This is a genomic window from Pseudomonas sp. EMN2 (assembly GCF_009650555.1).
Lineage (GTDB): Bacteria > Pseudomonadota > Gammaproteobacteria > Pseudomonadales > Pseudomonadaceae > Aquipseudomonas > Aquipseudomonas sichuanensis.
The window spans coordinates 34,620-60,770 of the sequence record NZ_VZZR01000037.1 but is presented as its reverse complement, the minus strand read 5'-3'; the positions used below and the strand labels follow the sequence as shown (position 1 = coordinate 60,770).

27 protein-coding genes, 1 tRNA gene and 1 pseudogene are annotated in these 26,151 nt (G+C 64.3%); 14 read left to right on the top strand and 15 right to left on the bottom strand.

What is annotated here, in order from left to right:
- Positions 1-73 precede the first annotated feature (73 nt).
- On the bottom strand, positions 74-1,264 hold the full coding sequence (locus F6X61_RS12790; protein WP_153786919.1) for a benzoate/H(+) symporter BenE family transporter: 1,191 nt from the start codon (positions 1,262-1,264) through the stop codon (positions 74-76).
- A 146-nt stretch (positions 1,265-1,410) separates the two neighbouring features.
- Between F6X61_RS12790 and F6X61_RS12785 the strand changes: the two genes are divergently transcribed.
- Positions 1,411-2,013 carry a glutathione S-transferase family protein gene (locus tag F6X61_RS12785; protein WP_153786918.1) on the top strand — a complete coding sequence of 201 codons (603 nt, stop codon included), beginning with the start codon at positions 1,411-1,413 and terminating at the stop codon, positions 2,011-2,013.
- Between the two features lie 81 nt (positions 2,014-2,094).
- On the opposite strand, the gene F6X61_RS12780 is transcribed toward F6X61_RS12785, so the two are convergent.
- The 5 genes from F6X61_RS12780 to F6X61_RS12760 all read right to left on the bottom strand — a co-directional run bounded on the left by F6X61_RS12780 (position 2,095) and on the right by F6X61_RS12760 (position 4,841).
- Positions 2,095-2,460 (bottom strand): glutathione S-transferase N-terminal domain-containing protein, encoded by a 366-nt coding sequence (locus F6X61_RS12780; RefSeq protein WP_153786917.1) that lies wholly within the window; start codon positions 2,458-2,460, stop codon positions 2,095-2,097.
- 76 nt (positions 2,461-2,536) lie between these two features.
- On the bottom strand, positions 2,537-3,082 hold the full coding sequence (gene folE, locus F6X61_RS12775; protein WP_153786916.1) for a GTP cyclohydrolase I FolE: 546 nt from the start codon (positions 3,080-3,082) through the stop codon (positions 2,537-2,539).
- A 69-nt stretch (positions 3,083-3,151) separates the two neighbouring features.
- Positions 3,152-3,712, bottom strand: coding sequence for a Smr/MutS family protein (locus F6X61_RS12770; protein WP_153786915.1), 561 nt, complete (start codon positions 3,710-3,712; stop codon positions 3,152-3,154).
- Positions 3,713-3,840: 128 nt separating this feature from the next.
- Entirely contained in the window at positions 3,841-4,161 is a 321-nt protein-coding gene (locus tag F6X61_RS12765; protein WP_153786914.1) for a hypothetical protein, read from the bottom strand.
- Positions 4,162-4,250: 89 nt separating this feature from the next.
- Positions 4,251-4,841, bottom strand: coding sequence for a cysteine hydrolase family protein (locus F6X61_RS12760; protein WP_110992556.1), 591 nt, complete (start codon positions 4,839-4,841; stop codon positions 4,251-4,253).
- Positions 4,842-5,020: 179 nt separating this feature from the next.
- Here F6X61_RS12760 and prmB point away from each other — a divergent pair, with 179 nt between their 5' ends.
- Positions 5,021-5,929, top strand: coding sequence for a 50S ribosomal protein L3 N(5)-glutamine methyltransferase (prmB, locus tag F6X61_RS12755; RefSeq protein ID WP_153786913.1), 909 nt, complete (start codon positions 5,021-5,023; stop codon positions 5,927-5,929).
- 178 nt (positions 5,930-6,107) lie between these two features.
- Here the strand turns inward: prmB and F6X61_RS12750 are convergent, their stop codons facing one another.
- On the bottom strand, positions 6,108-6,893 hold the full coding sequence (locus F6X61_RS12750) for a hypothetical protein (protein ID WP_153786912.1): 786 nt from the start codon (positions 6,891-6,893) through the stop codon (positions 6,108-6,110).
- Positions 6,894-7,016: 123 nt separating this feature from the next.
- The gene (locus F6X61_RS12745) at positions 7,017-7,976 is read right to left on the bottom strand and encodes an alpha/beta hydrolase (RefSeq protein ID WP_153786911.1); all 960 of its coding nucleotides are present in this window, start codon (positions 7,974-7,976) and stop codon (positions 7,017-7,019) included.
- A 236-nt stretch (positions 7,977-8,212) separates the two neighbouring features.
- On the opposite strand from F6X61_RS12745, the gene aroC reads away from it, so the two are divergent.
- The 3 genes from aroC to F6X61_RS12730 all read left to right on the top strand — a co-directional run bounded on the left by aroC (position 8,213) and on the right by F6X61_RS12730 (position 11,107).
- Positions 8,213-9,304, top strand: coding sequence for a chorismate synthase (gene aroC, locus F6X61_RS12740; protein WP_153786910.1), 1,092 nt, complete (start codon positions 8,213-8,215; stop codon positions 9,302-9,304).
- A 112-nt stretch (positions 9,305-9,416) separates the two neighbouring features.
- Positions 9,417-10,571, top strand: a complete 1,155-nt coding sequence (locus tag F6X61_RS12735) for an MFS transporter (RefSeq protein ID WP_153786909.1) — start codon at positions 9,417-9,419, stop codon at positions 10,569-10,571.
- Entirely contained in the window at positions 10,571-11,107 is a 537-nt protein-coding gene (locus F6X61_RS12730; protein ID WP_153786908.1) for an oxidase, read from the top strand. Before F6X61_RS12735 ends, F6X61_RS12730 begins: the two co-directional genes overlap by 1 nt.
- Before the next feature lie 9 nt (positions 11,108-11,116).
- Here F6X61_RS12730 and F6X61_RS12725 read toward each other — a convergent pair whose 3' ends face one another.
- Positions 11,117-11,389, bottom strand: coding sequence for a DUF3509 domain-containing protein (locus F6X61_RS12725; protein ID WP_110992563.1), 273 nt, complete (start codon positions 11,387-11,389; stop codon positions 11,117-11,119).
- 267 nt (positions 11,390-11,656) lie between these two features.
- Here F6X61_RS12725 and F6X61_RS12720 point away from each other — a divergent pair, with 267 nt between their 5' ends.
- Both F6X61_RS12720 and F6X61_RS12715 read left to right on the top strand, forming a co-directional pair.
- Entirely contained in the window at positions 11,657-12,178 is a 522-nt protein-coding gene (locus F6X61_RS12720; protein WP_153786907.1) for an ankyrin repeat domain-containing protein, read from the top strand.
- A gap of 62 nt (positions 12,179-12,240) precedes the next feature.
- Entirely contained in the window at positions 12,241-12,771 is a 531-nt protein-coding gene (locus tag F6X61_RS12715; protein ID WP_153786906.1) for a hypothetical protein, read from the top strand.
- Between the two features lie 122 nt (positions 12,772-12,893).
- Here F6X61_RS12715 and F6X61_RS12710 read toward each other — a convergent pair whose 3' ends face one another.
- Positions 12,894-13,832 carry a ZIP family metal transporter gene (locus F6X61_RS12710; protein ID WP_153786905.1) on the bottom strand — a complete coding sequence of 313 codons (939 nt, stop codon included), beginning with the start codon at positions 13,830-13,832 and terminating at the stop codon, positions 12,894-12,896.
- Positions 13,833-13,958: 126 nt separating this feature from the next.
- Here F6X61_RS12710 and F6X61_RS12705 point away from each other — a divergent pair, with 126 nt between their 5' ends.
- From F6X61_RS12705 to F6X61_RS12690, 4 genes and pseudogenes are all read left to right on the top strand, one after another.
- Complete coding sequence (locus F6X61_RS12705; RefSeq protein WP_125463163.1) at positions 13,959-14,150, top strand: PLDc N-terminal domain-containing protein; 192 nt, start codon at positions 13,959-13,961, stop codon at positions 14,148-14,150.
- A 228-nt stretch (positions 14,151-14,378) separates the two neighbouring features.
- Positions 14,379-16,455 (top strand): annotated as a pseudogene (locus F6X61_RS12700) (LTA synthase family protein).
- A gap of 144 nt (positions 16,456-16,599) precedes the next feature.
- Positions 16,600-16,836 (top strand): hypothetical protein, encoded by a 237-nt coding sequence (locus F6X61_RS12695; protein WP_153786904.1) that lies wholly within the window; start codon positions 16,600-16,602, stop codon positions 16,834-16,836.
- 185 nt (positions 16,837-17,021) lie between these two features.
- Positions 17,022-17,354 (top strand): ribonuclease E inhibitor RraB, encoded by a 333-nt coding sequence (locus F6X61_RS12690; RefSeq protein ID WP_110992570.1) that lies wholly within the window; start codon positions 17,022-17,024, stop codon positions 17,352-17,354.
- Positions 17,355-17,533: 179 nt separating this feature from the next.
- On the opposite strand, the gene F6X61_RS12685 is transcribed toward F6X61_RS12690, so the two are convergent.
- A complete protein-coding gene (locus tag F6X61_RS12685) occupies positions 17,534-18,331 on the bottom strand; it encodes a cytochrome c (RefSeq protein WP_153786903.1) in 798 nt (265 codons plus the stop codon).
- 528 nt (positions 18,332-18,859) lie between these two features.
- Here F6X61_RS12685 and F6X61_RS12680 point away from each other — a divergent pair.
- A complete protein-coding gene (locus F6X61_RS12680) occupies positions 18,860-19,594 on the top strand; it encodes an amidotransferase (protein ID WP_153786902.1) in 735 nt (244 codons plus the stop codon).
- Between the two features lie 117 nt (positions 19,595-19,711).
- Here F6X61_RS12680 and F6X61_RS12675 read toward each other — a convergent pair whose 3' ends face one another.
- The 3 genes from F6X61_RS12675 to F6X61_RS12665 all read right to left on the bottom strand — a co-directional run bounded on the left by F6X61_RS12675 (position 19,712) and on the right by F6X61_RS12665 (position 22,421).
- Complete coding sequence (locus F6X61_RS12675; protein WP_153786901.1) at positions 19,712-20,683, bottom strand: magnesium and cobalt transport protein CorA; 972 nt, start codon at positions 20,681-20,683, stop codon at positions 19,712-19,714.
- A 186-nt stretch (positions 20,684-20,869) separates the two neighbouring features.
- Positions 20,870-21,595, bottom strand: coding sequence for a 1-acyl-sn-glycerol-3-phosphate acyltransferase (locus F6X61_RS12670; RefSeq protein WP_153786900.1), 726 nt, complete (start codon positions 21,593-21,595; stop codon positions 20,870-20,872).
- 136 nt (positions 21,596-21,731) lie between these two features.
- Positions 21,732-22,421: a crotonase/enoyl-CoA hydratase family protein gene (locus tag F6X61_RS12665; RefSeq protein ID WP_125463171.1), complete on the bottom strand. Its 690-nt coding sequence runs from the start codon at positions 22,419-22,421 to the stop codon at positions 21,732-21,734.
- Between the two features lie 289 nt (positions 22,422-22,710).
- Between F6X61_RS12665 and F6X61_RS12660 the strand changes: the two genes are divergently transcribed.
- Both F6X61_RS12660 and F6X61_RS12655 read left to right on the top strand, forming a co-directional pair.
- A tRNA-Ser gene (locus tag F6X61_RS12660) sits at positions 22,711-22,800 on the top strand.
- A gap of 167 nt (positions 22,801-22,967) precedes the next feature.
- Positions 22,968-23,864 carry a hypothetical protein gene (locus tag F6X61_RS12655; RefSeq protein ID WP_153786899.1) on the top strand — a complete coding sequence of 299 codons (897 nt, stop codon included), beginning with the start codon at positions 22,968-22,970 and terminating at the stop codon, positions 23,862-23,864.
- Between the two features lie 8 nt (positions 23,865-23,872).
- On the opposite strand, the gene F6X61_RS12650 is transcribed toward F6X61_RS12655, so the two are convergent.
- Positions 23,873-26,005, bottom strand: a complete 2,133-nt coding sequence (locus tag F6X61_RS12650; RefSeq protein ID WP_153786898.1) for a TonB-dependent siderophore receptor — start codon at positions 26,003-26,005, stop codon at positions 23,873-23,875.
- Between the last annotated feature and the right edge of the window lie 146 nt (positions 26,006-26,151).

The window sequence follows — 26,151 nt, the reverse complement described above, 5'->3', positions numbered from 1 at the left end:
ATCCAATCGCGGGGCAAGCCCGCTCCCACGTGCAAGGTATGCGTGGGAGCGGGCTTGCCCCGCGATAGCGTTTTCAGCCCTTGCGCGGGCTGAGGATAAGCAAGGTCAGCACCCCCGCCACAATCCCCCAGAACGCCGACCCGATCGAGAACAGGGTGAACCCCGACGCTGTCACCATGAAAGTGATCAGCGCCGCCTCACGCTCGCGAACCTCGCCCATGGCCACGCTCAGGCCATTCATGATCGAACCGAACAGCGCCAGCGCAGCGATCGACAGCACCAGCTCCTTGGGCAGGGCGCCGAACAGCGCCGCCAGGGTGGCGCCGAAGATACCGGCGATACCGTAGAAAATCCCGCACCAGACCGCGGCGGTATAGCGCTTGCGCGGGTCCTCATGGGCGTGCGGCCCGGTGCAGATGGCCGCGCTGATGGCCGCCAGGTTGACCCCGTGCGAACCGAACGGTGCCAGCAGCAGCGAAGCCAAGCCAGTGGCCGAAATCAGCGGCGAAGCCGGCACCTGGTAGCCGTCGGCGCGCAGCACGGCGACCCCGGGCATGTTCTGCGAGGTCATCGCCACCACGAACAACGGGATGCCGATGCTGATGGTCGCCGCCAGCGAGAAGCTGGGCGTGGTCCACACCGGGGTGGCTACCTCGAGCTGGAAGCCGCTGAAGTCCAGCAGGCCCAGCGCGCCGGACAGCGCGGTGCCCACCAGCAGCGCGGCCAGCACGCAATAGCGCGGCGACAGGCGCTTGACCAGCAGGTAACTGAAGAACATCCCCAGCACCAGCAGGGTACGGTGCTGGGCGGCGACGAAGATCTCACTGCCGATCTTGAACAGGATGCCCGCCAGCAAGGCGCTGGCCAGCGACGCGGGAATACGCTTGACCAGCCGTTCGAAGCTGCCGGTTAACCCGCAGATCAGCACCAGCACGGCGCAGGTGATGTAGGCGCCAATGGCCTCGCCGTAGCTCACGCCGCCGAGGCTGGTGATCAGCAGGGCCGCGCCGGGCGTCGACCAGGCCACCGTGATCGGCGTGCGGTAGCGCAGCGACAGGCCGATGCTGCACACCGCCATGCCGATCGACAGCGCCCATATCCACGACGAGATCTGCGCGCTGGTCAGGCCCGCCGCCTGGCCGGCCTGGAACATCAGCACCAGCGAGCTGGTGTAGCCGGTGAGCATGGCGATGAAACCGGCGACTACCGCCGAGGGGGAGCTGTCTGCCAGCGGGCGCAGGGGCACGGTGGTGGCATCGGTCATAGGGTGAATTCCTTGTACAGGTGTAAGCATTTTTTTCAGGCTACCGTGCCATGGCTTGATCCTTGCCATACAGCAGGCATTGCATTTAGCCGTACAGTCGCCAACTATTGGCCACGGTTGTGCAACTGCGTGAAAGGGGAGGGGCGATGTACAAGGTGTATGGCGATTACCAATCGGGCAACTGCTACAAGGTCAAGCTGATGCTCAGCTTGCTGGGCCGCCCGTACGAGTGGCAGGCGGTGGACATTCTCAAGGGCGAGACCGAAACCCCCGAGTTCCTGACCATGAACCCCAATGGCAAGGTGCCGGTGCTCAAGCTGGAGGATGGCACTTGCCTGTGGGAGTCCAACGCCATCCTGAACTTCCTCGCCGATGGCAGCGAGTTCCTGCCCAGCGAGCCACGCCTGCGTACCCAGGTGCTGCAGTGGCAGTTCTTCGAGCAGTACAGCCATGAGCCGTATATCGCTGTGGCGCGGTTCATCCAGTTTTACCTGGGGCTGCCGGACGAGCGACTGGAGGAATACAAGGGGCTGCACAAGGGCGGTTACAAGGCGCTCAAGGTGATGAACAAGCAGCTGGAGATGACGCCGTACCTGGTCGGCGACCAGTATTCGATTGCCGACGTGGCGTTGTACGCCTACACCCATGTGGCGCATCAGGGCGGGTTCGATCTTTCTGCCTATCCGGCAGTGCAAGCCTGGTTGGCGCGCGTGGCCAGCCATCCGCGGCATGTGCCGATGGTGGATTGAGTTGAGTTATCGCGGGGCAAGCCCGCTCCCACGCCGGTATCTGGCGTGGGAGCGGGCTTGCCCCGCGATGGCTTGTAGCCTCTAAGCGAAGCGCTTGTCCAGGTAGGCAATGATGTCCTTGGACTCATACATCCAGGTCACCTTGTCGCCTTCTTCGATGCGCAGGCATGGCACCTTCACCCGGCCACCGCCTTCGAGCAGCGCCTGGCGGTGCTGGGCATCGTTCTTGGCGTCACGCAGTGCCACCGGCACGTTGAGGCGGTGCAGGGTGCGCCGGGTTTTCACGCAGAACGGGCAGGCGTGGAACTGATACAGGGCAAGGCCCTTGGCTTCCTGCTCAACGCGCGCCTGGGCCGAGGCATCACGCTTCTTCTTGGCCGGGCGGCTGATCCAGTCGCCGAAAACGATGAGCTGGCCGAGGCCGACCCGCAGGGCTTTGACGATCATGACTGACTCCTGATCTGGTTGAGGCGCACAAAACAAAAAGCCGACCCCTGGGGGTCGGCTGCGGATCACGGGCCGATCACTTGATCAGGCTGAGGAACTCGCTGCGGGTGGCGGCGTTGTCACGGAACTCGCCGAGCATCACCGAGGTGAGCATGGTGGAGTTCTGCTTCTCGACACCGCGCATCATCATGCACATGTGCTTGGCTTCGATGACCACGGCCACGCCAGCGGCACCGGTCACCTGTTGCACGGCCTCGGCGATCTGGCGGCTGAGGTTTTCCTGGATCTGCAGGCGACGGGCGAACATGTCGACGATGCGCGCCACTTTCGACAGGCCCAGTACCTTGCCCTGAGGCAGGTAGGCGACATGAGCCTTGCCGATGAACGGCAGCATGTGGTGTTCGCACATCGAATACAGCTCGATGTCCCGGACCAGCACCATTTCGCTGTTGTCGGAGCTGAACAGCGCGTTGTTGGTGACTTCTTCCAGGGTCTGCTCATAACCGCGGCAAAGGTACTTCATGGCCTTTGCAGCCCGCTTGGGCGTGTCGAGCAGGCCCTCGCGGGAGACGTCCTCACCCAGTTGGCTGAGGATCTCGGTGTAGTTCTGTTCCAGGGACATGGATCTACCTGTGGAAAATTTCGCAAAGGCGAAGGGTACGGCGGCGGCGGCGGCGCTGCAAGCGCGATGTCACTCGTCGCGCCCTTCGAGCATGGTTCGCTTGAGCATGACATACACCGCGCCAGTACCACCGTGGCGGGCCTGGCACGAGGTGAAGCCGAGCACCTGCGGGTGCTGGCGCAGCCAGGTGTTGACGTGGCTCTTGATCATCGGGCGCTTGCCGTCGATACGCGCGGCCTTGCCGTGGGTGACGCGCACGCAGCGAACTTCGAGCTTGGTGGCCTCGGCGATGAAGTCCCAGAGGATCTCGCGGGCTTTCTCCACGCTCATGCCGTGCAGGTCGAGGCTGCCCTCGAAGGCGATCTGGCCGAGCTTGAGTTTGCGGATCTGGCCTTCCTGCACGCCGTCGCGGCGCCACATCAGCTCGTCTTCGGCACCGACGTCGATGACGAACTGGTCGGACAGGCCGTCGACCACCAGTGGCTGGTCGCTGCGGATGGTCGCCGCCTGGCGCAGGCCGGCCAGCTGCTTGCGATCGGCCTTGGCCTTGCCGACTTCGGCGCGGTCGTGCTTGATCTGCTTGACCCCGCGCACTTCGCTGCGGAAGAGGGAAAAATCGTCGTCTTGCATGGTGCCTCCACGTGGGCGGCGTAGTTTACGCGAGTGGGGCAGGGTTGTGTTGCCTTGGCCGACGCCATCGCGGGGCAAGCCCGCTCCCACAGGCTATAGCGTGGGAGCGGGCTTGCCCCGCGATGGCGTCAGTCGTGCTTCTTCATCAAATGCGGCGACAGGTTCAGCTCACGCCCGCGGCGCAGGCGAATACGGCTGCGCCGCCAGAAGCGCACGCCGACATACAGCAGCAACAGCCCGACCACGGTCAGTATGGCCGCGAGCGGGCGGTTGGCATTGAGTTCGGCGAGGGCAGGGTAGTTGCCCAGCAGGCCGGCGATGCCGGCCATGGCGAGCAGGATGCCCAGGGTAGCCAGCAGGACGGAGAAGGCGGCGGCCAGGCGCGCGCCCCAGTTGCGTGGCTCGCGCTGGCGCAGGCGTCTGGCATCGAAACTGCCTTTGAGCTTCATTCGAATTCCTCGGGATCTGGTGTCGCTGATCCGGGTTTCGACCTGCTGCCCGCCCTCGGGTTCCGCCCGTCCGCCGGGCGGTGCCTGGCTCAGACCAGGCTGGCGGTAGGGGCCACGCAGGCGAAGTTGTCGGCCATCACGGCCATCTCGCACTGGTGGATCTGCGCGGCAGGAATGACCCCGTCCTTGAAGGCCAGGTCACGGGTCGCCGAGGCATCTTCCACCAGGGTGCAACGATAACCATAGTCCTTGGCGCGGCGTACGGTGGTGCTGACGCTGGAGTGGCTCATGAAGCCGCAGACGATCAGGTCCAGGTGACCGAGTTCCTGCAGCGTTTCGTGCAGCTTGGTGTTCTTGAAGGCGTTGGGCATGCGCTTTTCGATGATGGTTTCACCGGCCAGCGGCTCCAGGCCCGGGATGAACTCGCCGCGCGCGCCCTGCGGGTCGAACAGGCCGCCGACAGTGCCCAGGTGGCGAACGTGGATGATCGGGCGCCCGGCCTTGCGGGCAGCGTCGAGCAACCGGGCGATGTTGGCCACGGCCTCGTCCATGCCCGACAGCGCCAACGGACCGCTCAGGTACTCCTTTTGCGCGTCGATGACGATCAGGCTGGCTTGGCCCAGCTTGGCCGGCGGGTAGTCGCGGCCGCTGAGGCGGAACATCGTGGTTGGAACGGACATCAAGGGCTCCTTGGATAGGGCTTTTGTGTGCCTATTCTCCCTTGCCTTGGCGCCAATGTGAATGGTTGACATTGCAGGCGGCATGGTTACTGGCCTGTGGCTATCCATTCGGCTATCGGAGAGAGCATTTATGCGGTGTGGGCTGTTAGACTTTTGGCCTGTCTGAAAAGGAGTCCTCCGTGATCACATCCCGCCTGCGCACCCTGCGCGATCATATCCGCTGGGCGGTCAGCCGCTTCCATGAGCATGAGCTGTTTTTCGGCCACGGTGCCGACAATGCCTGGGACGAAGCCCGCCTGCTGGTGCTCGGCGCCGTGCACCTGCCGTGGGAGGTGGCCGACAGCTACCTGGACTGCCAACTGGAAGACGACGAGCGGGTACGCCTGATGCACTTGCTCAAGCGCCGTATCGAGGAGCGGGTACCGACCGCCTACCTGCTGGGCGAGGCGTGGTTCTGCGGCATGTCGTTCATCGTCGATGAGCGTGTGCTGGTGCCGCGCTCACCTATCGGCGAGCTGATCGAAAAACGCTTCGAGCCGTGGCTGGCGGCGGAACCTGCGCGCATCCTCGACCTGTGCACCGGCTCCGGCTGCATCGGTATCGTCGCTGCCGAGGTGTTCCAGGAGGCCGAGGTGGTGCTGGGCGACCTGTCCTTCGAGGCCCTGGAAGTGGCCAACCAGAACATCGAGCGCCACGGGCTGGATGCGCGGGTCTACACCGTGCAGGGTGATGGCTTCGCCGGCCTGCCGGGGCAGCGCTTCGACCTGATCCTGTCGAACCCGCCCTACGTCGACTCGGAAGACTTCGCCGACATGCCGGCCGAATACCACCACGAACCCGAACTGGGCCTGGCCTGCGGCAACGACGGCCTGGACCTGGTGCGGCGCATGCTTGCCGAGGCGGCAGACCATCTGACCGAGAAAGGTTTGCTGATTGTCGAAGTGGGCAACAGCCAGGTGCATGTCGAGGCGTTGTACCCCGAGGTGGACTTTGCCTGGCTGGAGTTCGAGCGCGGCGGGCACGGGGTGTTCATGCTGACTGCCGAGCAGTGCCGACAGCATCAGGAACTGTTCGCTTCGCGGGTTTGATCAGCGTTTGGTGAGTTAGGGCCGCTTTGCGGCCCATCGCCGGCAAGCCGGCTCCCACTCCGATCGCATAAACCCAAACAATGCGTAATTCCTGTGGGAGCCGGCTTGCCGGCGATGAGGTCAGTGCAAGCTACACAAGGCAATTGCTCCCACCCCGACCGCTGGCTTGCCGGCTGTGTCAGCGCGTGGCAATCCAGATCAACAGCCCGGCCTGGAACACTGCAAAGGCCACCAGGCAGGTGATGGTGAAGCGCAGCCCGTTGTCCTCGCGGCGGTACTTGGCCACACGCTCGTCACGCTCGCGCAGTTGCGCTTCCTTTTCCATCAGGTTCTGCTCGGCCTGCTGCAGCATGCCGGCGGCGTCGAGGATGTCGACCCGCTGCACCTTCTCGGTATTCCAGCCGCCCTTGAGCTGGCCCACTGTGGTTTCCACCACGGCGCCCTTGAGTATCTGGCCTTCGCTGTACTCCACGGCCAGGCCGACGCTGGTCAGCACATGGTCGCGGCGCAGGCGCGTGTCTTCGTTCAGCGCGTCCTTGTTCGGCAGGCTCATGCCTTCGATGCGGTAGCCCGAGCAGCGCTGTTGCAACCATTGCACCGCCTGGGCCAGCAGGTAGCGGCCAAGCCCACGATTGAGCGGCTCCAGCTGCAGGCCGGCGTCGCTGCCGATACGCACCAGGCGCTGTTCGTGATCGACGCGAATATCCAGCTGGTTCTGTTCCTTGCGCACTTTCTGCCCGGGCAGGCGGATTTCCATGCGCAGCAGGCTATGGGCCTTGTCATGCCGCTCGGCGTAACCGAACTGGACGAAGCGCAGCGGGCGGGCGCCGCTGTTGCGATCGGTCGGCAGAGCGGCCAGGCGCAGCAGCTGGAAGTGTTCGGCAGCCAGGTCCGCCCACGGCTGCGGGGCGCTTTCCGGGGCTTGTTCTTCGGGCGCCTCGGCGGCGGCGGGAGCATCGGTCATCAGGGCAATCCTCAGGTGCGCGGCGGCCGGGTACTGGTGGACATCGCACGCGCCGTCACCGCCTTCTCATGCCGCGTTATCGGCAGCCATCGCCAAGACCTGAGCCTGCGGCGGCAGGAAAGCTCAGGCCGGCGGCAGGCCATGGATGAAGGCGACGATCCGTTCGCCCAGTTCGCTGGCCAGCGGCAGTTCGGGATTGCTGTAGCTGTCGCGTTGCTGGCGCATGTCCCGGGGGCTGATGCGCAGCATGTGGTTCATGCCGTCGATCAGCGCCAGTTGCGCGTCTGGCTTGGCGGCCTTGAGCCGTTCGGCGTCGGCAACCTCTACCTGCACGTCATTGCGCCCCTGAATGATCAGCGCCGGCACCTGGAGCCTGGCGAACGCCGACGCCGGGTCCTGGCGCAGCAGCGAAATCAGGTACGGCTGCACGCTGGGGCGGAACACCTGGCGCAGCGGGGCCGGGACATCCAGGCTGGTCTGCCCGGCCTGCAGGCGGTCGATCAGGGCCACGCCGCCGGCCAGTTGCGCCGCGGGCAGGCGCTGGGCCAACTGCTCGCGCAGCACATCGGCCACCGGGCGACCGCTGCCGGCCAGGGTGATGACCGCGCTGGCGCCGGCCTGCTCGGCGGCCAGGCTGGCAATCAGTGCGCCCTCGCTGTGGCCGATCAGGATCAGCGGGCCGAAACGCGGGTCGTGGCGCAATTTCTGGCCCCAGGCCACGGCGTCGGCGACGTAGCGCTCAACGCTCAGATTGCGCTCGTCCGGGGTGGCCGGCTGGCTGGCGGCCACGCCGCGCTTGTCATAGCGCACGCTGGCGATGTGTTCGCCGGCCAGCAGCAAGGCCAGGCGCTTGAGGTTGTCGATACGCCCGGAGGCCGGGTTGTTGCCGTCGCGGTCGGTAGGGCCGGAGCCGGCGATGATCAGCACCACCGGCGGCGGGGTGTCCTGCTGCGGCAACAGCAGGCTGCCGTGCAGCACGCCCTGGCCGGTGTCCAGGTCGATCGGGCGTTGCAGGACCGTGGGCGCGGCCTGGGCGAGGCTGGCGCAGAACAGCAGGAGCAGGGCGGCGAGGCGCGACGTCATGGAGGGGGTACTACCTGATGAGATGACAGTAGGACAGGGTGGGTGGGGGAAGGTTCTCATGGCCATGTCGTCCCATCGCGGGGCAAGCCCGCTCCCACGATAATCACGTGGGAGCGGGCTTGCCCCGCGATAAGGCCATTCCAGGCAAATGAGCGCCCCGAAGTTTTCACCCATTGCACCGGCTTTCCGTATACTGGCCGCCTCTCACCCATTCAGGCTGATTTCGCGGAGCGTCCATGTCCGGCAATACCTACGGCAAGCTGTTCACTGTCACCACCGCTGGCGAAAGCCATGGCCCGGCGTTGGTCGCCATTGTCGATGGGTGCCCGCCCGGGCTGGAAATCTCCCTGGCCGACCTGCAGCACGACCTCGACCGGCGCAAGCCCGGCACCAGCCGGCATACCACCCAGCGCCAGGAAGCCGATGAAGTGGAGATCCTCTCCGGCGTGTTCGAAGGCCGCACCACCGGCTGCTCGATCGGCCTGCTGATCCGCAACACCGACCAGAAGTCCAAGGACTACTCGGCGATCAAGGACCTGTTCCGCCCGGCCCACGCCGACTACACCTACCACCACAAGTACGGCGAGCGCGACTACCGCGGTGGCGGGCGCAGCTCGGCGCGCGAGACCGCCATGCGCGTGGCAGCCGGCGCCATCGCCAAGAAGTACCTGGCCACCCAGGGCATCCGCGTGCGCGGCTACATGAGCCAGCTTGGCCCGATCGAAATCCCGTTCAAGACCTGGGACTCGGTGGAAGACAACGCCTTCTTCAGCCCCGACCCGGCCAAGGTGCCGGAGCTCGAGGCCTACATGGACCAGCTGCGCCGTGACCAGGACTCGGTCGGGGCGAAGATCACCGTGGTGGCCGAGGGCGTGATGCCGGGCCTGGGCGAGCCGATCTTCGACCGCCTCGATGCCGAGCTGGCCCATGCGCTGATGAGCATCAACGCCGTCAAGGGCGTAGAGATCGGCGCAGGTTTCGCCAGCGTCGCCCAGCGCGGCACCGAACACCGCGACGAAATGACGCCGGAAGGATTCCTCAGCAACAACGCTGGCGGAATTCTCGGTGGCATTTCCTCCGGCCAGCCGATCGTCGCCCACCTGGCGCTCAAGCCGACCTCCAGCATCACCACGCCGGGCCGCTCGATCGACATCGACGGCAACCCGGTGGAGGTGATCACCAAGGGTCGCCACGACCCATGCGTCGGTATCCGCGCCACGCCGATCGCCGAGGCGATGATGGCCATCGTGCTGATGGACCACCTGCTGCGCCACCGCGCACAGAATGCCGATGTGAAGGTGAATACCCCGGTGCTGGGCCAGCTCTGACAGTCCCGGCCCCATCGCGGGGCAAGCCCGCTCCCACGGGATTCGTGGGAGCGGCGGTGCGCCGCTGCGACTTGCCCCGCGATAGGGCCGGTAGCCTCTGAACGGACTTCCCATGCCTCCCATCCCCTACTGGCGCCTGTCCAGCTTCTACCTCTTCTACTTCGCCCTGCTCGGTTCCACCGCGCCGTTCCTGGCCCTGTACTTCGATCACCTTGGCTTTTCCCCGGCACGCATCGGCGAGCTGGTGGCCATCCCCATGCTGATGCGTTGCATCGCCCCCAACCTGTGGGGCTGGCTGGGTGACCGCAGTGGCCAGCGCCTGCTCATCGTGCGTCTGGGCGCCGTGTCGACCCTGGCGACCTTCTCGCTGATCTTCTTCGGCAAGAGCTACGCCTGGCTGGCGCTGGTGATGGCCCTGCACGCGTTCTTCTGGCATGCGGTACTGCCGCAGTTCGAGGTGATCACCCTGGCCCACCTGCACGGCCAGACCGCGCGCTACAGCCAGGTGCGGCTGTGGGGCTCGATTGGCTTCATCCTCACCGTGGTCGGCCTGGGGCGCCTGTTCGAACAGTTGAGCCTGGACATCTACCCGGTGGCCCTGGTGACCATCATGGCCGGCATCGTCGCCGCCAGCCTGTGGGTGCCCAACGCGCAGCCAGTGGAGCATGCCGAACGGCGCGGGGCAGGGGGCTTCCTCAAGCAGTTGCTGGCCCCTGGCGTGCTGGCGTTCTACCTGTGCGTGGGGCTGATGCAGCTCAGCCACGGCCCGTACTACACCTTCCTTACCCTGCACCTCGAGTCGCTGGGCTACAGCCGCGGCGCGATCGGCCTGCTGTGGGCGCTGGGGGTGGTGGCCGAGGTGCTGGTGTTCATGGGCATGAGCCGCATTTTTGCGCGTTTCTCGGTGCGCCGGGTGCTGCTGGCGAGCTTCCTGCTGGCCGCCGTGCGCTGGCTGCTGCTGGGCAACCTGGCGGATATCCCGGCGGTGCTGGTGCTTGCCCAGGTGTTGCATGCCGCCACCTTCGGTTGCTTCCACGCCGCCAGCATCGCCTTCGTGCAGTCCAGCTTCGGTGCCCGCCAGCAGGGCCAGGGTCAGGCGTTGTACGCTGCCCTTTCCGGCACCGGTGGTGCGCTGGGCGCGCTGTATTCGGGTTACAGCTGGAAACTGCTGGGCCCGCACTTCACCTTTGGTATGGCCAGCGTCGCGGCACTGGCGGCAGCCGTTATCATTGCCCTCCGTTTGAAAGACAGCAGGAACGACCCCTGATGAGCATCCTCAGCGTTTTCCACCGCAGCAGCCCGGAAATTGCGAACAAGGTACTGACCCACCACGACGACATCGTCGCCACCCTGGCCGAGCAGGGTGTGCGCCTGGCGCGCTGGGAGTCCGGCGCGCGTCTGCGTCCGGGCAGCAGCCTGGGCGAGGTGCTGGACGCGTGCCGCGCACCGCTCGACCGGCTGATGAGCGAGCATGGCAGTGCCACCTTCAGCCTGCTCAGCCGCGATGGCGTCGAATCCGCCGAGGTCGACTTGCGCGACGAGCATGTGCATGACGACGAGCAAGTGTTCGCGCTGATCAGCGGACGCGCACAGTTGAGCCTGCGCCTGGGCGATTTCGTCTATGCGGTACTGTGCGAGAAAGATGATGTGCTGGTGGTGCCGGCTGGCACCCGGCGCTGGCTTGACCTGGGGGACACGCCGTTCTGCCTGGCGCTGCAGCTGCACGCCAGCGAGCAGGGCGTGCAGCCGCGTTTCACCGGTGATGCCGGTGCCCGGCAGTTCCCGGGGTTTGGTGAGCTCTGAAGCAACTGCTTAGCGGTAGGTCGGCAGCGCGAAGCGCTGCTGGCTCTGCAGCCTGGAGATCACCGGCAGTTCACTGGCTTGTTCGGCGAGGTCACGGCGCAGCGCACTGATCGCCCACGACAGCTGTTCGGCACTGTGCAGTTGCGCGTAGCTCAGCACTCGGCGGGTGACCACGCCATCGGCGGCGCGCAGGGTCAGCAGCACACCGCCGTCAGGGCGGGCCTGAGTGTCCACCTGGTAAGCGGAAAACACCGAGACGAACTTTTGCTGGATGAGGTCCATATCAACTCCTGACTGATGTGTGGGCAGACATGAGTTGGTTTTTGCAGTGATCGTGCCATTCTGTTTGTTATAAAAAGTCCTTTAAAAACAATAGTTTAATGAGGATTATTAGGTGCCTTGCATTGCATTCTGCAAGGTCGTGCAATTTGCACAGTGCATTTTGCACGGTCATAGCTTCTGTCTCTGCCCCCCATAGAATCTGAACCTTTGACCCGCTGGCGGTGCCTGACCAACACTTGGGCCCATTCAATTGCCAGGAGGTTCCAGATGTCCGACCAACAGCCCGTGCCCATGACCGCCGAAGAAACCGCCGCGTTCGCCGAAGAGGTCTTCGAACGCGCCCGCTGCGGCGATGCGCCGATGCTTGAGCGTCTGCTCGACAGCGGCTTGCCGGTCGATTTGCGCAACCACAAGGGCGATACCCTGCTGATGCTGGCCAGCTACCACGGCCACCATGAAGCGGTGCAGGTGCTGCTCGGTCACGGTGCCGACCCACTGATCGCCAACGCCAACGGCCAGTTGCCCATCGCTGGCGCGGCGTTCAAGGGCGACCTGGCGATGATTCGCCTACTGCTGGAGCAGGGCGTGCCGGTAGACGCCGCCGCAGCGGACGGCCGCACCGCACTGATGCTGGCGGCGATGTTCAATCGTCTGGAGATCATCGACTACCTGCTGGCCCAGGGCGCCGACCCGACCCACCGCGATGCCGGCGGGGTCACCGCACTGATGGCGGCGCGCACCATGGGCGCGACGGACGCTGCAGCGCGCCTTGAAGCACTCGCCGGCTAACGGCCCGGGGGCGTTTGCGGCTATCCTTGGCGCCTTTTCACGCCAACCCGCAGGGCCCCCCCATGAAAGACCAGTTGCTCGAACTCATCCGCCTCATCGCTGCCGGCTGCATGCGCGATGAGGATATCGAGCGCATCGCCGACGAAGCCGCCCAGGCTTACGCCGACCCCGCCGCCTTCCTTGCCGCCAACCCGGACATCAACTTCGACGACACCTTCCCGTTCCCGCTGGGCGAATGGGTGGTGGTCGGCAGCCTGCCCGACACCGTGCTGTTCCAGGCCGACAGCTACCAGGAGTTGCTCCAGCAGATCTGCGATTCGTTCGACAAGAGCGTGCCGTTCACCCTCAAGCCCAAGCAGCTGGCGCGTACCGAGCCCTTGACCGCACTCAACCGCATCCAGGTGCAGATGGGCGCGCTGAACAAGGAAGCCGGCGGTTATGTGCTGCTGAACTTCAGCCAGTTGCTCGACGATGAGTTGCAGGTGGTGATGGTGGGGCAGAACGACCTGGCGCGGGTACTGGAGCTGGGCGCAGCGGTGGGGATCAAGGTCGAGCCGGCGCTGGAAGCGTTGAAGGTGGCTGTGCACGTCTGAAAGTTGCGTCGCTATTTTCGCGGGTAAACCCGCTCCCACAGGTTCCGTGCATTCCCCACGATTGCACAGTACCTGTGGGAGCGGGTTTACCCGCGAAATGGGCCTGAAGGTTGCTGTCAGTTTCAACCCAACGCGGTATCAAGAAACATCATCACCGCAAACCCGCCCATCAACCCCAGTGTCGCCGCGGTCTGGTGGCCGTTGCGGTGGGTCTCCGGAATCACCTCGTGGGATACCACGAAGATCATCGCCCCCGCCGCCAGGCCCATGCTGATCGGGTAGGCCAGGGCGAATCCGGTGGAGATGCCCAGGCCGATCACCGCTCCCAACGGCTCCATCAGGCCGGAGCCGATCGCCACCAGCGCCGCCTTGAAGTTGGACAACCCCGTGGCGCGCAGGGCCAAGGCGACCGCCAGACCCTCGGGAATGTCCTGGATGGCGATGGCGCTGGTCAGTGGCAGGCCGATGCTCATGTCGCCGTTGGCGAAACTCACGCCGATGGCCATGCCTTCGGGCAGGTTGTGCAGGGTGATGGCCAGCACGAACAGCCACACCCGGCTCACCCGCTCGGCCTGCGGGCCACAAGGGCCGGTGCTTTCGTGCTCGTGCGGGGTGAAACGGTCGAGGCCGAGCATCAGCAGCACACCCAGGCCCATGCCCAGCACCACGGTGAAGGCCGCGGCCGGGCCGTTGCCGGTGATCTCGCGGGCAGCGTCGAGGCCGGGCAGGATCAGTGAGAAGGAACTGGCGGCGAGCATCATGCCGGCGGCAAAGCCAAGCATCACGTCCTGGCTGCGCGCGCTGACGTCGCGCAGGACCACCGCAAGCACCGCGCCCAGCGCGGTGGCCGCAAAGCCGGACAGGCCGCCGAGGGTGGCCAGGGGCAGGTGGTCGGCATGGTCACCGTTGAGCGCGTTCCAGATGCTAGCCAGCAGCAGCGCGACGATGGCCAGCAGGCTCAAGCCCAGGCCGGCGCTGAGCCAGGGTGTGGTGCGGGCCTGTTGCCGCCAGGCGCTGAGTGGCGAGAAGGGGGCGGCGTCCTGGGTGTGGGCTGGGGGCATGCGGACCTCGAAGCGATGAATGTTGCCAGTCTATCCACTGACTGGCCCGTGGGACCAAGGATTCCCCTCTATCGAGGCCATAGCCAGCTATGCTCTGGCTCACATTCACCTCACGGGAGCGGCGGCATGGGCTCTACTTTCAACGGGCTGGTCGGCCTGGTCATCCTCGCCCTGGACATCTGGGCGGTGCTCAACGTACTCAAAAGCAGCGCCGAAGTCGGCATCAAGGTGTTGTGGATCCTGCTGATCGTGCTGCTGCCGGTGCTGGGGCTGATCATCTGGGCCATTGCCGGCCCGCGGGGCAACCTGCGGATCTGATCGCCTGCTCCCGAGAAAAGCTGGCATCAGCCGTTACAATTTGCCCACGACAAGGCCTATCCTGCCATAGCCTGTGAAAGGCGCTATCGACAAAATTTTCACACTCGATTTTCGAGAATCCGCGCCGCACAATGCCGCTCTGGTCCGGTGCCATGATCGATGGCAAGGCCTGGCTGTCGGCGATTTCGCCCTTTTCGCAAACCCGCAATCCTTAGGACCTCTCCATTCATGGCTAACACGGATGCCCTGAAGCAAGGGGGCGCGCGAGGCTCGTTCTCGCCGACCCTGAAATCCCACCTGGCCTATACGCTGCTCAGCGGCCTGGTGATCATGCTGATGCTCAGCCTCGTGCGCCTGGCGCTGCTGGTCTACAACAGCGACATGATCGGCGACACCCCGTACTCGACCGTGGCCGAAGGCTTCCTCAACGGCCTGCGCTTCGACCTGCGGGTGGTGGTGTACATCAGCATTCCGCTGCTGTTGGCCCTGCTCAGCCCCTGGCTGATGGCCCGGCGTGGCCTGTTCCGGCTGTGGCTGACCATCGCCTCGAGCGTGGTGATGTTCCTCGGCCTGATGGAGATGGATTTCTACCGCGAGTTCCACCAGCGCCTGAACGGCCTGGTGTTCCAGTACATCAAGGAAGACCCCAAGACCGTCATGAGCATGCTCTGGTACGGCTTCCCGGTGGTGCGCTACATCCTGGCCTGGCTGGTCGGCACCTGGCTGCTGAGCCTGCTGTTCAAGGGCATCGACCGCCTGACCCGTGGCGCTGGCGCCAGCCTGCAGGGCGCTGGCACGCGTACCGTGGCGCCTTGGTATGGCCGCCTGGTGGTGTTCGTAGTCATCCTGCTGATTGCCGTGGTTGCCGCCCGTGGCACCCTGCGTCAGGGCCCGCCCATGCGTTGGGGCGATGCTTTCACCACTGACTCGAACTTCGTCAACCAGCTTGGCCTGAATGGCACCCTGACGCTGATCGATGCCGCCAAGAGCCGCTTCGGTGAAGACCGCGCCAACATCTGGAAAGCCACCCTGGACCAGAACCTGGCCACCCAGAGCGTACGCGACCAGCTGCTGACCCCGCATGACACCCTGGTCGATGCCGACGAAGCGGCGATCCGTCGCGACTTCGTGCCGCCCCAGGAGCGCACCCTGCCGATCAAGAATGTGGTGGTCATCCTGATGGAAAGCTTCGCCGGGCACTCGGTGGGCGCCTTGGGCAGCGAGGCCAACATCACCCCGTACTTCGACAAGCTGGCCAAGGAGGGGCTGCTGTTCGACCGCTTCTTCTCCAACGGCACCCATACCCACCAGGGGATGTTCGCCACCATGGCCTGCTTCCCCAACCTGCCGGGCTTCGAATACCTGATGCAGACCCCGGAAGGCGGCCACAAGCTGTCCGGCCTGCCAGCGCTGCTCAGCGCCCGCGACTATGACGACGTCTACGTTTACAACGGCGACTTCGCCTGGGACAACCAGTCCGGGTTCTTCGGCAATCAGGGCATGACCACCTTCATCGGCCGCAACGACTTCGTCAATCCGGTGTTCTCCGACCCGACCTGGGGTGTTTCCGACCAGGACATGTTCGACCGCGGCAACGAAGAGCTGGCCAAGCATGACGGCAAGAAGCCGATCTATGCCCTGCTGCAGACGCTGTCCAACCACACCCCGTACGCGCTGCCCAAGGACCTGCCGGTCGAGAAGGTCACCGGCCAAGGCCGCCTGGACGAACACCTGACCGCCATGCGCTACTCCGACTGGGCGCTGGGCCAGTTCTTCGAGAAGGCGCGCAAGGAGCCGTACTTCAAGGAGACCCTGTTCGTCATCGTTGGCGACCACGGCTTCGGCAACCACCAGCAGGTCACCGAGCTGGACCTGGGCCGCTTCAACGTGCCGCTGTTGCTGATTGCCCCGGGTATCCAGGACAAGTTCGGCGCGGTCAACCACCGTGGGTACCCAGGTCGACATCGTGCCGACCATCATGGGTCGCCTCGGTGGCCAGGCCCGCCACCAGTGCTGGGGTCGTGACCTGCTCAACCTGCCGGAAGGCGATCAGGGCGTGGGTATCATCAAGCCGTCGGGCAGCGAACAGATCGTCGGCCTGGTGCAGGGTGACCGCATTCTCATCGAGTCCAAGGACATGAGCCCGCGCATGTACCGTTACCAGCTGGGCCGTGAGTTCAAGGCCGAGCTGATCGAAAGCCCGGACGAGTCGCAGTTGCAGAAAAAGCTGGAGGCCTACATCCAGACCGCAACCAAGAGCCTGCTGGACAACACCGCGGGTGTGGTCCATGGCACGCCGAAGTAAGTAAGTCGTTGCAGCGAAAAAGCCCGCCCTGACCCGGCGGGCTTTTTTTATCAGGTTTCATGCTTCGGGCTGAACAATTGCCCCCTTGCCAGGGTCAAGCTAGTACGCAGTTTCACTCACCGTAGTGGTAGCGAGGGCTGATCGATGAAAGAGTGGGAAGTCCGTTTTGCTGATCAGAAGGGCGAACCGCAATCGCTGTTGCTCAACGCCGAGCAGCGCCCCAGTGAGGAAGATGCCGCACGGGCGATTCGCTCCCGTTTGTTTCCGCTCATGGATGAGCTGGACCTCAACGATTTTCAGGATCGCAGCTTTTCCCCGACTGCACGTTGGCTCAAGGAGCAGAGCGGCGTCACCATCACCGCTATCCACGAAGCCCCTTGAACAACGGCTTTCTGGCAAGGTGCCGGCTCAGGCACTACGCTGTTTGAACGCGTGGGCCTAATCTGCGGGCCGGCGTCGTCTTCATTATCGTTTTGCATCAGCTCTAAACGCCAGGCAGGTTTCAAATGCCAGGCAAGTGCGTTGTGCACGGAAAGTCTATCCATTGCATTGCAGGAGGACGTTTCATGAGCAGCCTGAACGACGATATCAGCAGCAGTGTCCTCAGCCAGATGAAAGCTGGCGGTTTCGATTTCACCCGCATCCACCCCATCGAGTTCTATGCCGTGTTCCCCGACGAGGCCTGTGCGCGCCGGGCGGCAGGGCAGTTCCGCGGGGAATCACTCAGTGCCCAGGTGAGCGAGCGTGACGATGGCGCCTGGCACCTGGAACTGAGCAAGGTCATGTATGCCACTTACGGCGGGATTGGCGCTTTCGAGGCATCGTTCGAACGCGTGGTTTCGCCCTATGGCGGCGAGGTGGAAGGCTGGGGCGTCAAGCAGGAACGGCCGATCGCCTGAGGCCCTTTCAGAATAGCTTTCACCAGCATGTTGACGCTGTCCCTGTAGGAGCGGCCTTGTGCCGCGACAGGGCCGCGTAGCGGCCCCAATCGTCAGCTGTTACTTGAGATTGCCGGGGCTGCTGCGCAGCCCTTTCGCGGCACAAGGCCGCTCCTACGGTCAGCGCAAGACTGGCGTCACTATTTACGCCTGGCCATATGCTTCAGATACGCCAGCAATGCATCGAGCTCCTGCTCGTTCAGCACCTCCTTGGAAAACCCCGGCATCCTTGCCTGCGGCCATTGCCTCAGGCTCTGCGGGTCGCGGATGTACTGGCGCAGGAACGTCGGCTGGAAATACTCGGTGGGGTTGTGCGGTAGGTTCAGGTCCGGGCCGAATTGCGCGTCGCCTGCGCCATTGAGGCGGTGGCAGGCCAGGCAGTTCTGCTGGAACAGCGCGAAGCCATGGCGCACCGGGTCATTCTCCGGCAGCGCGGGGGCGGGCAGCAGGGCAGGGAAACGCGCCTCCACCGGCGCCAGGCGGCGGATCGTGGCGATCTGGAACGGCCATTGTTCGGGGCGGATACCGCTGGCCTGCGGGTTGGTCCAGACCAGGTAGAACGGCCCGGCGCTCGGCTTGCCAGCGGCAAGCGGCGGCCAGCCATGGGTGGGGTCTTCGATGGCCAGCCAGGCCTGGGCCGGGCCGCTTTGCAGCAGCGGCCCGGCCGGCATTTCGGCGGCGAAACCATCCAGGGCCACGGCTTGCAGGTGATCTACTGCGCTTACGCCTTCGAGCAGCGCAGCCAGCGGCACCGCGCGGTAATGCATCGCGCGTTTGTAGGCCACATCCTGTTCGATGGTGATGTCGCGGGCTTGTGGGTGGTCGAGCAGTTGCTCGCTCTGCCATTGCTGGTGCTTTTCGCCCAGCTCCAGGTTCAACTGCGCCGCCGTAAGCGGCGGTGTGAGCAACAGGCAGAGCAGGGCGAGGTACAGGCGCATGGGGGTCTCCAACCATCAAGGTCGGCAGATTACCCGTGCACTACCCGCAAAGGCCACAGCCGCCGTCAGCCAAACAGCCGGGTGAGATTCGGCAGGATGAGTAGCAGTGTGGTGGCGAAGAGTATGAGCCCGGCTTGGCGCACTTTCGATTGTCTGAACATGGCGGACCGCCTTCTTGTTGTTATTCCTGAATAGCCCTTGGCTTCCCTGTCACGCGTCGGGTCGATCGCAGTGGCGTGGCATGACGCCGTTGCTGCTTGCCTCGTGTTTTGTCGATATACAACCAACAGTAGGGCGCGCGTCAGGCATGTTTCAGAACCCTTTGTTCTATTGGATTTTGCATTGATATCCGAGCGTTTTAAGGCCACTGGCCACCTCGCTGGCACGCTCTGGCTAGACGAGTGCGCGCAGGGGGTTACCGAGGGTTACAGGGCCTACCGTTCGTCCGGACATCCTACTTGCTTGTGCTGATATTTCGCGTCAGTCTTTACAGCAAATCCCACCCACATGTCGTTCAGGACTACCGCTATGTCGTTACGCATCTGCATCCTTGAAACCGATGTCTTGCGACCGGAGCTGCTCGCGCAGTACCAGGGCTACGGAAGGATGTTCGAGCAGCTGTTTTCGCGTCAGCCGATCGCTGCCGAGTTTGACGTGTACAACGTCATGAACGGCGAATACCCCCCGGACGGCGTAGCCTTCGATGCTTACCTGGTCACCGGCAGCAAAGCCGACTCGTTCGGCGACGACCCGTGGATCCAGACCCTCAAGGCCTACCTGCTCAAGCTGTATGAGCGTGGCGAGAAGCTGCTGGGCGTGTGCTTCGGCCATCAACTGCTGGCGCTGACCCTCGGTGGCAAGGCCGAGCGCGCCGACAAGGGCTGGGGTGTGGGTATTCATCGCTACAGCCTGGCGGCCCATGCCCCGTGGATGGACCCGCAAGTGTCCGAGCTGACCCTGCTGATCAGCCACCAGGACCAGGTCACCCAATTACCCAAGGATGCAACGGTGATCGCCTCCAGCGATTTCTGCCCGAACGCCGCCTATCACATTCGCGACCAGGTACTGTGCTTCCAGGGCCACCCGGAGTTCGTCCACGACTATTCCCGCGCATTGCTCGATGCGCGCCAGGATTACCTGGGGGATGAGGTCTACCAGAAAGCCGTGGCCAGCCTGGCCACCGAGCACCAGGGTGACCTGGTGGGCGAGTGGATGCTGCGCTTCATCCAGCAGCCGGCCAAGTCCAAGCCTGACGCGGCCTGATCGATCGCGGGGCAAGCCCGCTCCCACGCTGGCTGGACTGCCCCCAAGGGTTGGATTGGTGTCCAACTTCTAGGGGGCAGTCCAGGTCGTGGGAGCGGGCTTGCCCCGCGATGCGTTCTACAGCCAGCCCGAACGCTTGAAGCTGTAGAACAACCCCGCACACCCCAGTCCGATCACACTCAGCACGGCAAAATAGCCGTAGTGCCAGCCCAGCTCCGGCATGTTCTGGAAGTTCATCCCGTAGATCCCGGCAATCGCCGTGGGGAACGCCAGGATTGCCGCCCAGGCCGCGAACTTGCGCTGGGTGATGCTCTGGCGCGATGACTCCAGCAGCATGCCGATCTCGATGGTCTGGCTGGCGATGTCGCGGATGCCGGCCAGGTCCTCCATCTGCCGCGTGACGTGGATCTGCACGTCGCGAAAGTACGGGCGCATGTTCTTGTCGATGAACGGGAAACTCAGGCGCTGCAGCTCCTCGCTCACCTCGACCATCGGTGCCACGTAGCGGCGCAGGCGCAGAATGTCGCGGCGCAGGCTGTGCAGGCGCTGGATATCCTCCTCCTTGAGCGAGTTGCTGAGCACGCTCTGCTCCAGCTCTTCGATCTCGCCGTGGATGGCTTCGCTGACGGGCTGGTAGTTCTCGGTGACGAAGTCGAGCAGGGCGTACAGCACGAAATCTTCGCCGTGCTCGAGCAGTAGCGGGCGCGCCTCGCAACGCTGGCGCACCAGGGCATAGGATTTCGAATGGCCGTTGCGGCAGGTGATGATGTAGCCGTTGCCGGCAAAGATGTGGGTCTCGATGAATTCCAGCCGGCCCTCGTGGCGCACTGGGGAGTAGGTGACGATGAACAGTGCGTCGCCGAAGGTTTCGAGTTTCGGCCGGCTGTGTTTTTCCAGGGCGTCTTCGATCGCCAGTTCGTGCAGGCCGAACTGCCGCTGCAGGTTGGCCAGCTCCTCGGCATTGGGCTCTTCAAGGCCGATCCAGACGAAATGCCCAGGCTCGCGGGCCCATTCGGCGCCTTCATCGAGGCTGATGTTGGTGACTTTCCTGCCGGCACTGTACACCGCAGAGGCGACGACTCGACCCATGGTTGTCCGCTTATTCGGTTGAACACAACGGACAGCTTGGGCTGTACGGGCGCTTGGGGCAACCCGCAGACATGAAGATTTGCGCAGGCCCTATCGCTGGCAAGCCAGCTCCCACAGGTACAGCGCAAGTTTCGAGAATGGCGCGGTGAGGGTGGGAGCCGGCTTGCCGGCGATAGGGCCCGAGAGTCAGGCCCCGTTGCCTGGCAGTTCGTTTTCCATATGGTCGATGCAATGCTGCATCTGCGCCTGGCACTGCTCGATCAAGGCGGGCAGGTCGCGCTGGGTCAGGCCTGCGGTGGCGATCGGTGCCAGCGAGCGAATGATCACCGTGCGCCGGCGCCAGCTGTTCAGGCCCATGCGCCGGGTGTAACGGCTGACGCACACCGGCACAATCGGCACGCCGGCTTCGAGGGCCATGTGGAACGCGCCTTTCTTGAACGGCAACAGCTGTTCGCCCGGGTTGCGCGTGCCCTCGGGGAAGACCCAGATCGAGGTGTCGTGCTGCAAGGTGCGGGTAGTCGCCTGCAGCGCCTGGCGTGCCTGGAAGCTGTTCTTGCGGTCTATCAGCACGTTGCCGCCCAGCCAGAACAACTGGCCGAACAGCGGCACCCAGCCCAGGCTTTTCTTGCCGATGGCCACGGTGCGCCGCGGCACTACCTGGCCAATGATGAACAGGTCGTAGTTGGACTGATGGTTGGCAATGATCACGCAGCCCGGGGGCTGGTCCCACAACGGGCCGACCTCGGCCTTGACCTTGATGCCCATGAACCAGGCGGCGGGCACGCTGTAGAGGCGGGCGAACAGGCGGCTGTTGTCGGGGTTGAACGGGCGCAGCAGGCCGATGACCAGGCCGAGCACTCCTACGAGCAGGAAATGCAGCCCCAGCAGGAGCATGCGAAGCAGATAAAGCATGGTACGACTCACACAGGACGATCGCGGCGCAGTGTACGGACGTGCACTGATGGCGGCAAATGCTGTGGGAGGTTTGATGTCTTGTCTGTAGGACCGGCCCGATGAGGCCGATCCTGCAGGTGTTCAGGGCCGCCAATCAGCCCAGGTGGTTCTGGTCCGCCAGGATGGCCTCGTCCAGTACTTCCAGCAGGCCTTTGCGCACCTTCAGCTTGGTGTTCTTGTGCGCCAGCATGTTCAGCTTCTTCATTTCGCGGGCGACCGCCGTGGCGGTTTCCAGCAGTTGCTCGGCTGGCACCACCTTGTCGAGGAAGCCAGCGTCCACCGCGCCTTGCGGGTCGAACACCTCGGCATTGTTCACCGAACGCTGGAAGGCTGCACGGCTCAGGCGGTCACGGGCCAGTTCGATACCGGCATGGTGCATGGTCATGCCGATCTGCACTTCGTTCAGACAGATCTTGTAGGGGCCTTCGACACCGATGCGGTAGTCGCCCGACAGCAGCAGGAAGGCGCCCTTGGCCACGGCGTTGCCAGGGCAGGCGACGATCACCGGGAAGGGGTGCGAGAGCAGGCGGCGGGCCAGGGTGGAGCCAGCGGTGACCAGCCCGACGGCTTCCTTGGGGCCGGCGGTCATCACCTTGAGGTCGTAACCGCCGGAGAGAATACCCGGCTGGCCGGTGATGATCACGATTGCACGTTCTTCCACGGCGCGGTCGAGCGCGGCGTTGAACGCCTTGATGACCTCCGGCGAGATCGCGTTGACCTTGCCGTTGTTCAGGGTCAGGGTGGCGATGCCGTCTTCGGCGTGGTAGGTAATCAGCTCGCTCATGGCAGAGTCCTTAGGGTGGCGTGGCGACGACGTTACCCAGCGTCGCCAGCCAGGTAAAGCACCAAGGCTGACCGGTCGGTCAGCGCCAGGCCGCTACCCCTCGCACCATCGGGCCGGCGTATCTGCGGCAGGTAAAAGCGCAGGCCACAATGGCAGCTTTGCCTTGATAACCGAGCGAATTCGGCTGATTGGCTTAAGCGCATGAAAATTCTGAAAAAAATGCTTGCCAAAGAAAAGCTCTTCTACTAAATTAGCGCGCCTCGACAGGCTGAATAGCTTGAAGAGAAACGGTGAAGTGTCCGAGTGGTCGAAGGAGCACGCCTGGAAAGTGTGTATACGAGAAATCGTATCAAGGGTTCAAATCCCTTCTTCACCGCCACATTCTACGAGAAGCCCCCGAATCGAAAGGTTCGGGGGCTTTTTGTTTTGCGCCGCCGGCCATGCCTGGGCAAAGGGCACTGATATTTTTGCCAGTTGGAAAGGTTAGGCCCTGGCGCTAGCGTGGGGCATGTGTTTCTGGACGCTGCAAGCTCCAGGAGGTGCCCCATGTCCGCGATCACGGCGTTTCTTGACGCGCGTTTTGCCGAGCTTCAGCGAGGTTGGTACGAGCGAGGGATGGCCAGCCTGGTTGAAGGGCTGACCGAGTTTCGCCTGACGCTGCCCGATAACGCTTGGGCGAAGGGCGTCCTGCCAGCATGCCGGCAGCATCGTCTGGATAGCCTGCTGCTGGAGGATCCTTTTACCCGGCGTGCGCGTGAACGGCCGCGAGGCTACGCCGGGGACGCGGTCATGATGGACTATATGTATTTTCGCGAACCGCCCAGTCCTTGCAGCGATATAGGCCAGCAGGTGTTCGCGTTCCTGACCGACAGCCCCAATGCCGCGAGCGTGCGCTGGCGACGCGAGCATATCGCGAGCCTGATCAATGCAGAGGTCCGCCAGCGCAAGACATTGTCCGTGCTCGGAGTGGCGTGTGGTCATTGTCGTGAGGGGCTGCTACTCAGCAACGAAGCGATGCTGGCCATCTCCCGATACGACGTGCTGGACCAGGATGACGAAAGCCTCGAGGTCATTGGCCGGACACTGCCCGGGCATATCAAGCCCAAGAAGCTGGCCGCACAAGCGCTAGGCGAGCAGCAGGAGCTGTGTGGCTTCGACTTTGTCTATTCCGCAGGCCTGTATGACTATCTTGACGAGCCCCAGGCCGCCGCCCTGACCAAGGTGCTCGTCGAGCGTACAGCGCCCGGAGGGACGGTGCTGGTGGCCAACTTCACCCAGGACAATTGGGGGCGCGGCTACATGGAGGCGTTCATGAACTGGCGCCTCGTGCTAAGAACCCGTGATGACATGCGGCGGCTGGTGCCAGCCACCGGAGTGGCCGGCAGTGCACTGTACTTCGATCCTTATCGCAATGCGATCTACCTGAAGATAGTGCGGGCGTGAGCCCAGGTTCAGAAGCTCACCGACGCCGACAACCGTGCCGTGCGCGACGCGCCCTGGAACAGGTAGTTGTCCCCCAGGTAATCGCCCACGTCGCGCCAGTAGCGCTTGTCGAATACGTTGTCCACGGTCAGGCGCAGCACCGTGTCGTAGCCGCCGATGCGGGTGCTGTAGCGGCTGCCGATGTCGAACACGGTGTAACCGCCGACTTCGACGTTGCCGGCTTGGCTGGCGTACTTGCTGGCGCTGTAGCGCGCGCCGCCGAGCAGTGCCAGGCCCGGCACGGGCAGGGCGTAGTCGGCGTGCAGCGCGGCGCGCACGCGTGGCACGTTGATCGCCTGATGGCCCTCGTAGGCGTCGGTGCCGCTGTCCTGCACCCGGGCGCGGATTGCCGCGGCACTGGCCTGAAGCTGCAGCTTCGAGGTCACCCAGCCGCTGGCGCCCAGTTCCAGGCCAGTGTTCTTCTGCTGGCCCTGCTGCACGTAGGTGAAAGTGCCGTCGTCCTGCGGCTGTGCGTACTGGTAGGCCTGGCGGATCTGGAACAGCGCGGCACTGAAGCTCATGCCCTGCCAATCGCGCTTGATGCCCACTTCCAGCTGGCGCGACAGGGTGGGGGCGAGGATCTCGGCGGCGTTGCTGGCGAACCACGGCGCCGTGCCGCCACTGGAAAGGCCTTTGGAGTAGCTGGCGTACAGCGTGGTGTCAGGCTGCGGCTTGTAGATCAGCGCCGCATTGGGCAGCAACTGGTACTGCCGGGTATGCCGGCCGGCGATACCGTTTTCATCCCAGGTCTTCTCGTCCAGGCGCACTTCGCGAGCGCCAATGACGGTCTGCCAGTGTTCGTTGAAGGTGATGCGATCGCTGACAAACAGGCCGTACTGGCGGCTGTCCAGGCGGCGTTCGCTGTCGCCGATGGGCCTGTCGGATGGTGCCAGCGCCGGTGCGCCGGTGTAGATGTTGCCCGTGCCCAGCCACTCGTTGTAGTACGAGCGCTGGTCGAGGGTGCGGCGCTGTGCGCTGGCACCCACCGTCAGCTCATGGCCTACGCCGAACGCTTCGAAGCGGCCATCGAGCATGGCCTGGGCCTCGTCGGTGCGCCGGGTGTCGTCGGGGCTGCGGAAATCGTAGATGTCGTAGTCGCCGTTGCTGGCAAAGAACGCGCCCTCACTGGAGCCCCAGGCAAACGCGCTGTAGTCATCGATCACCACCTTGCTGCGCGACGCGCTCAAGGTGCCGTTCCAGTCATCGTTGAAGCGGTACTTGAAGCGCCCGCCCAGGTTCAGCGAGTCGTTCTGCACCGGCTTGGCCCACTGCTGCCAGGCCAGGTGGTCCTTGGGGTCGACGTTGTGCGGCAGTTGGCTGCCGCCCAGCAGTTGGTAGCCCGGCACCGAGTACTGCTCGCGGTGCTGGTATTCGGCGTCCAGCTCCAGCACGGCGTCGGGGTTGATCTGCCAGTCGGCGGCCAGCGAAGCGAAGTCGCGCTTGCCGTCGGCATGGTCGACATAGCTGCGGATGTCTTCATGGGCCAGGTTGACGCGCAGGCCAAACTGGCGCTCGGCGCCGAACCAGCCGCCCAGGTCGGTGGCCAGGTAGCGTTCACCCTGTTCATTGGTGGAAACGCTGAGCGTGCGAACGTCTTCCGTGCGCTTGGTCACGTAGTTGACCAGCCCGCCAGGCTCCGACACGCCGCTTTGCAGCCCCGACAGCCCCTTGAGCAGCTCGACCTGCTGTTTGTTTTCCAGTGCCACGTTCTGCTCACCGGCGATGGTCTGGCCGTTGATCCGGTAACTGCTGGCGGCATTGAGCTCGAAACCGCGCACGTTGAAGTTCTCGTAGTAACCGACCGGCGCATAGCTTTCACCCACCGAGGCGTCGCTCTGCATCACTTCGCTCAGTTTGCGCACCTGGCGGTCGTCGAGCAGCTGGCGGCTGAACACGCTGACCGCCGCCGGGGTATCGAGCAGCGGAGCATTGTGCAGCCCGCCGACCTGCGCCTCGCGGGCCTGGTAGCCATCGCTGCCGTACACCTCGGTGACCTTTACCGGCGCCAGGGTCACGCTGTCTGCTGCCAGGGCATGGGCGCTGTGCAGGGCAAGGCCGAGGCCGAGCAGGCCAAGGGGCAGGCGGGGGCGAAGCGGGGTCATGCGGGGCTCCTTGAAAATACCGACGTCGCCGTTATCGGTCGGCGGCGGTCGGCAGGGCAGGTGTCGGGCAGGGGAAGCCCGCCGGTGTTGCGCCGGTCAGGCGGATGCAAAAGGGCGCCATGTTAACAGGCGCGCACGAGCAAGTG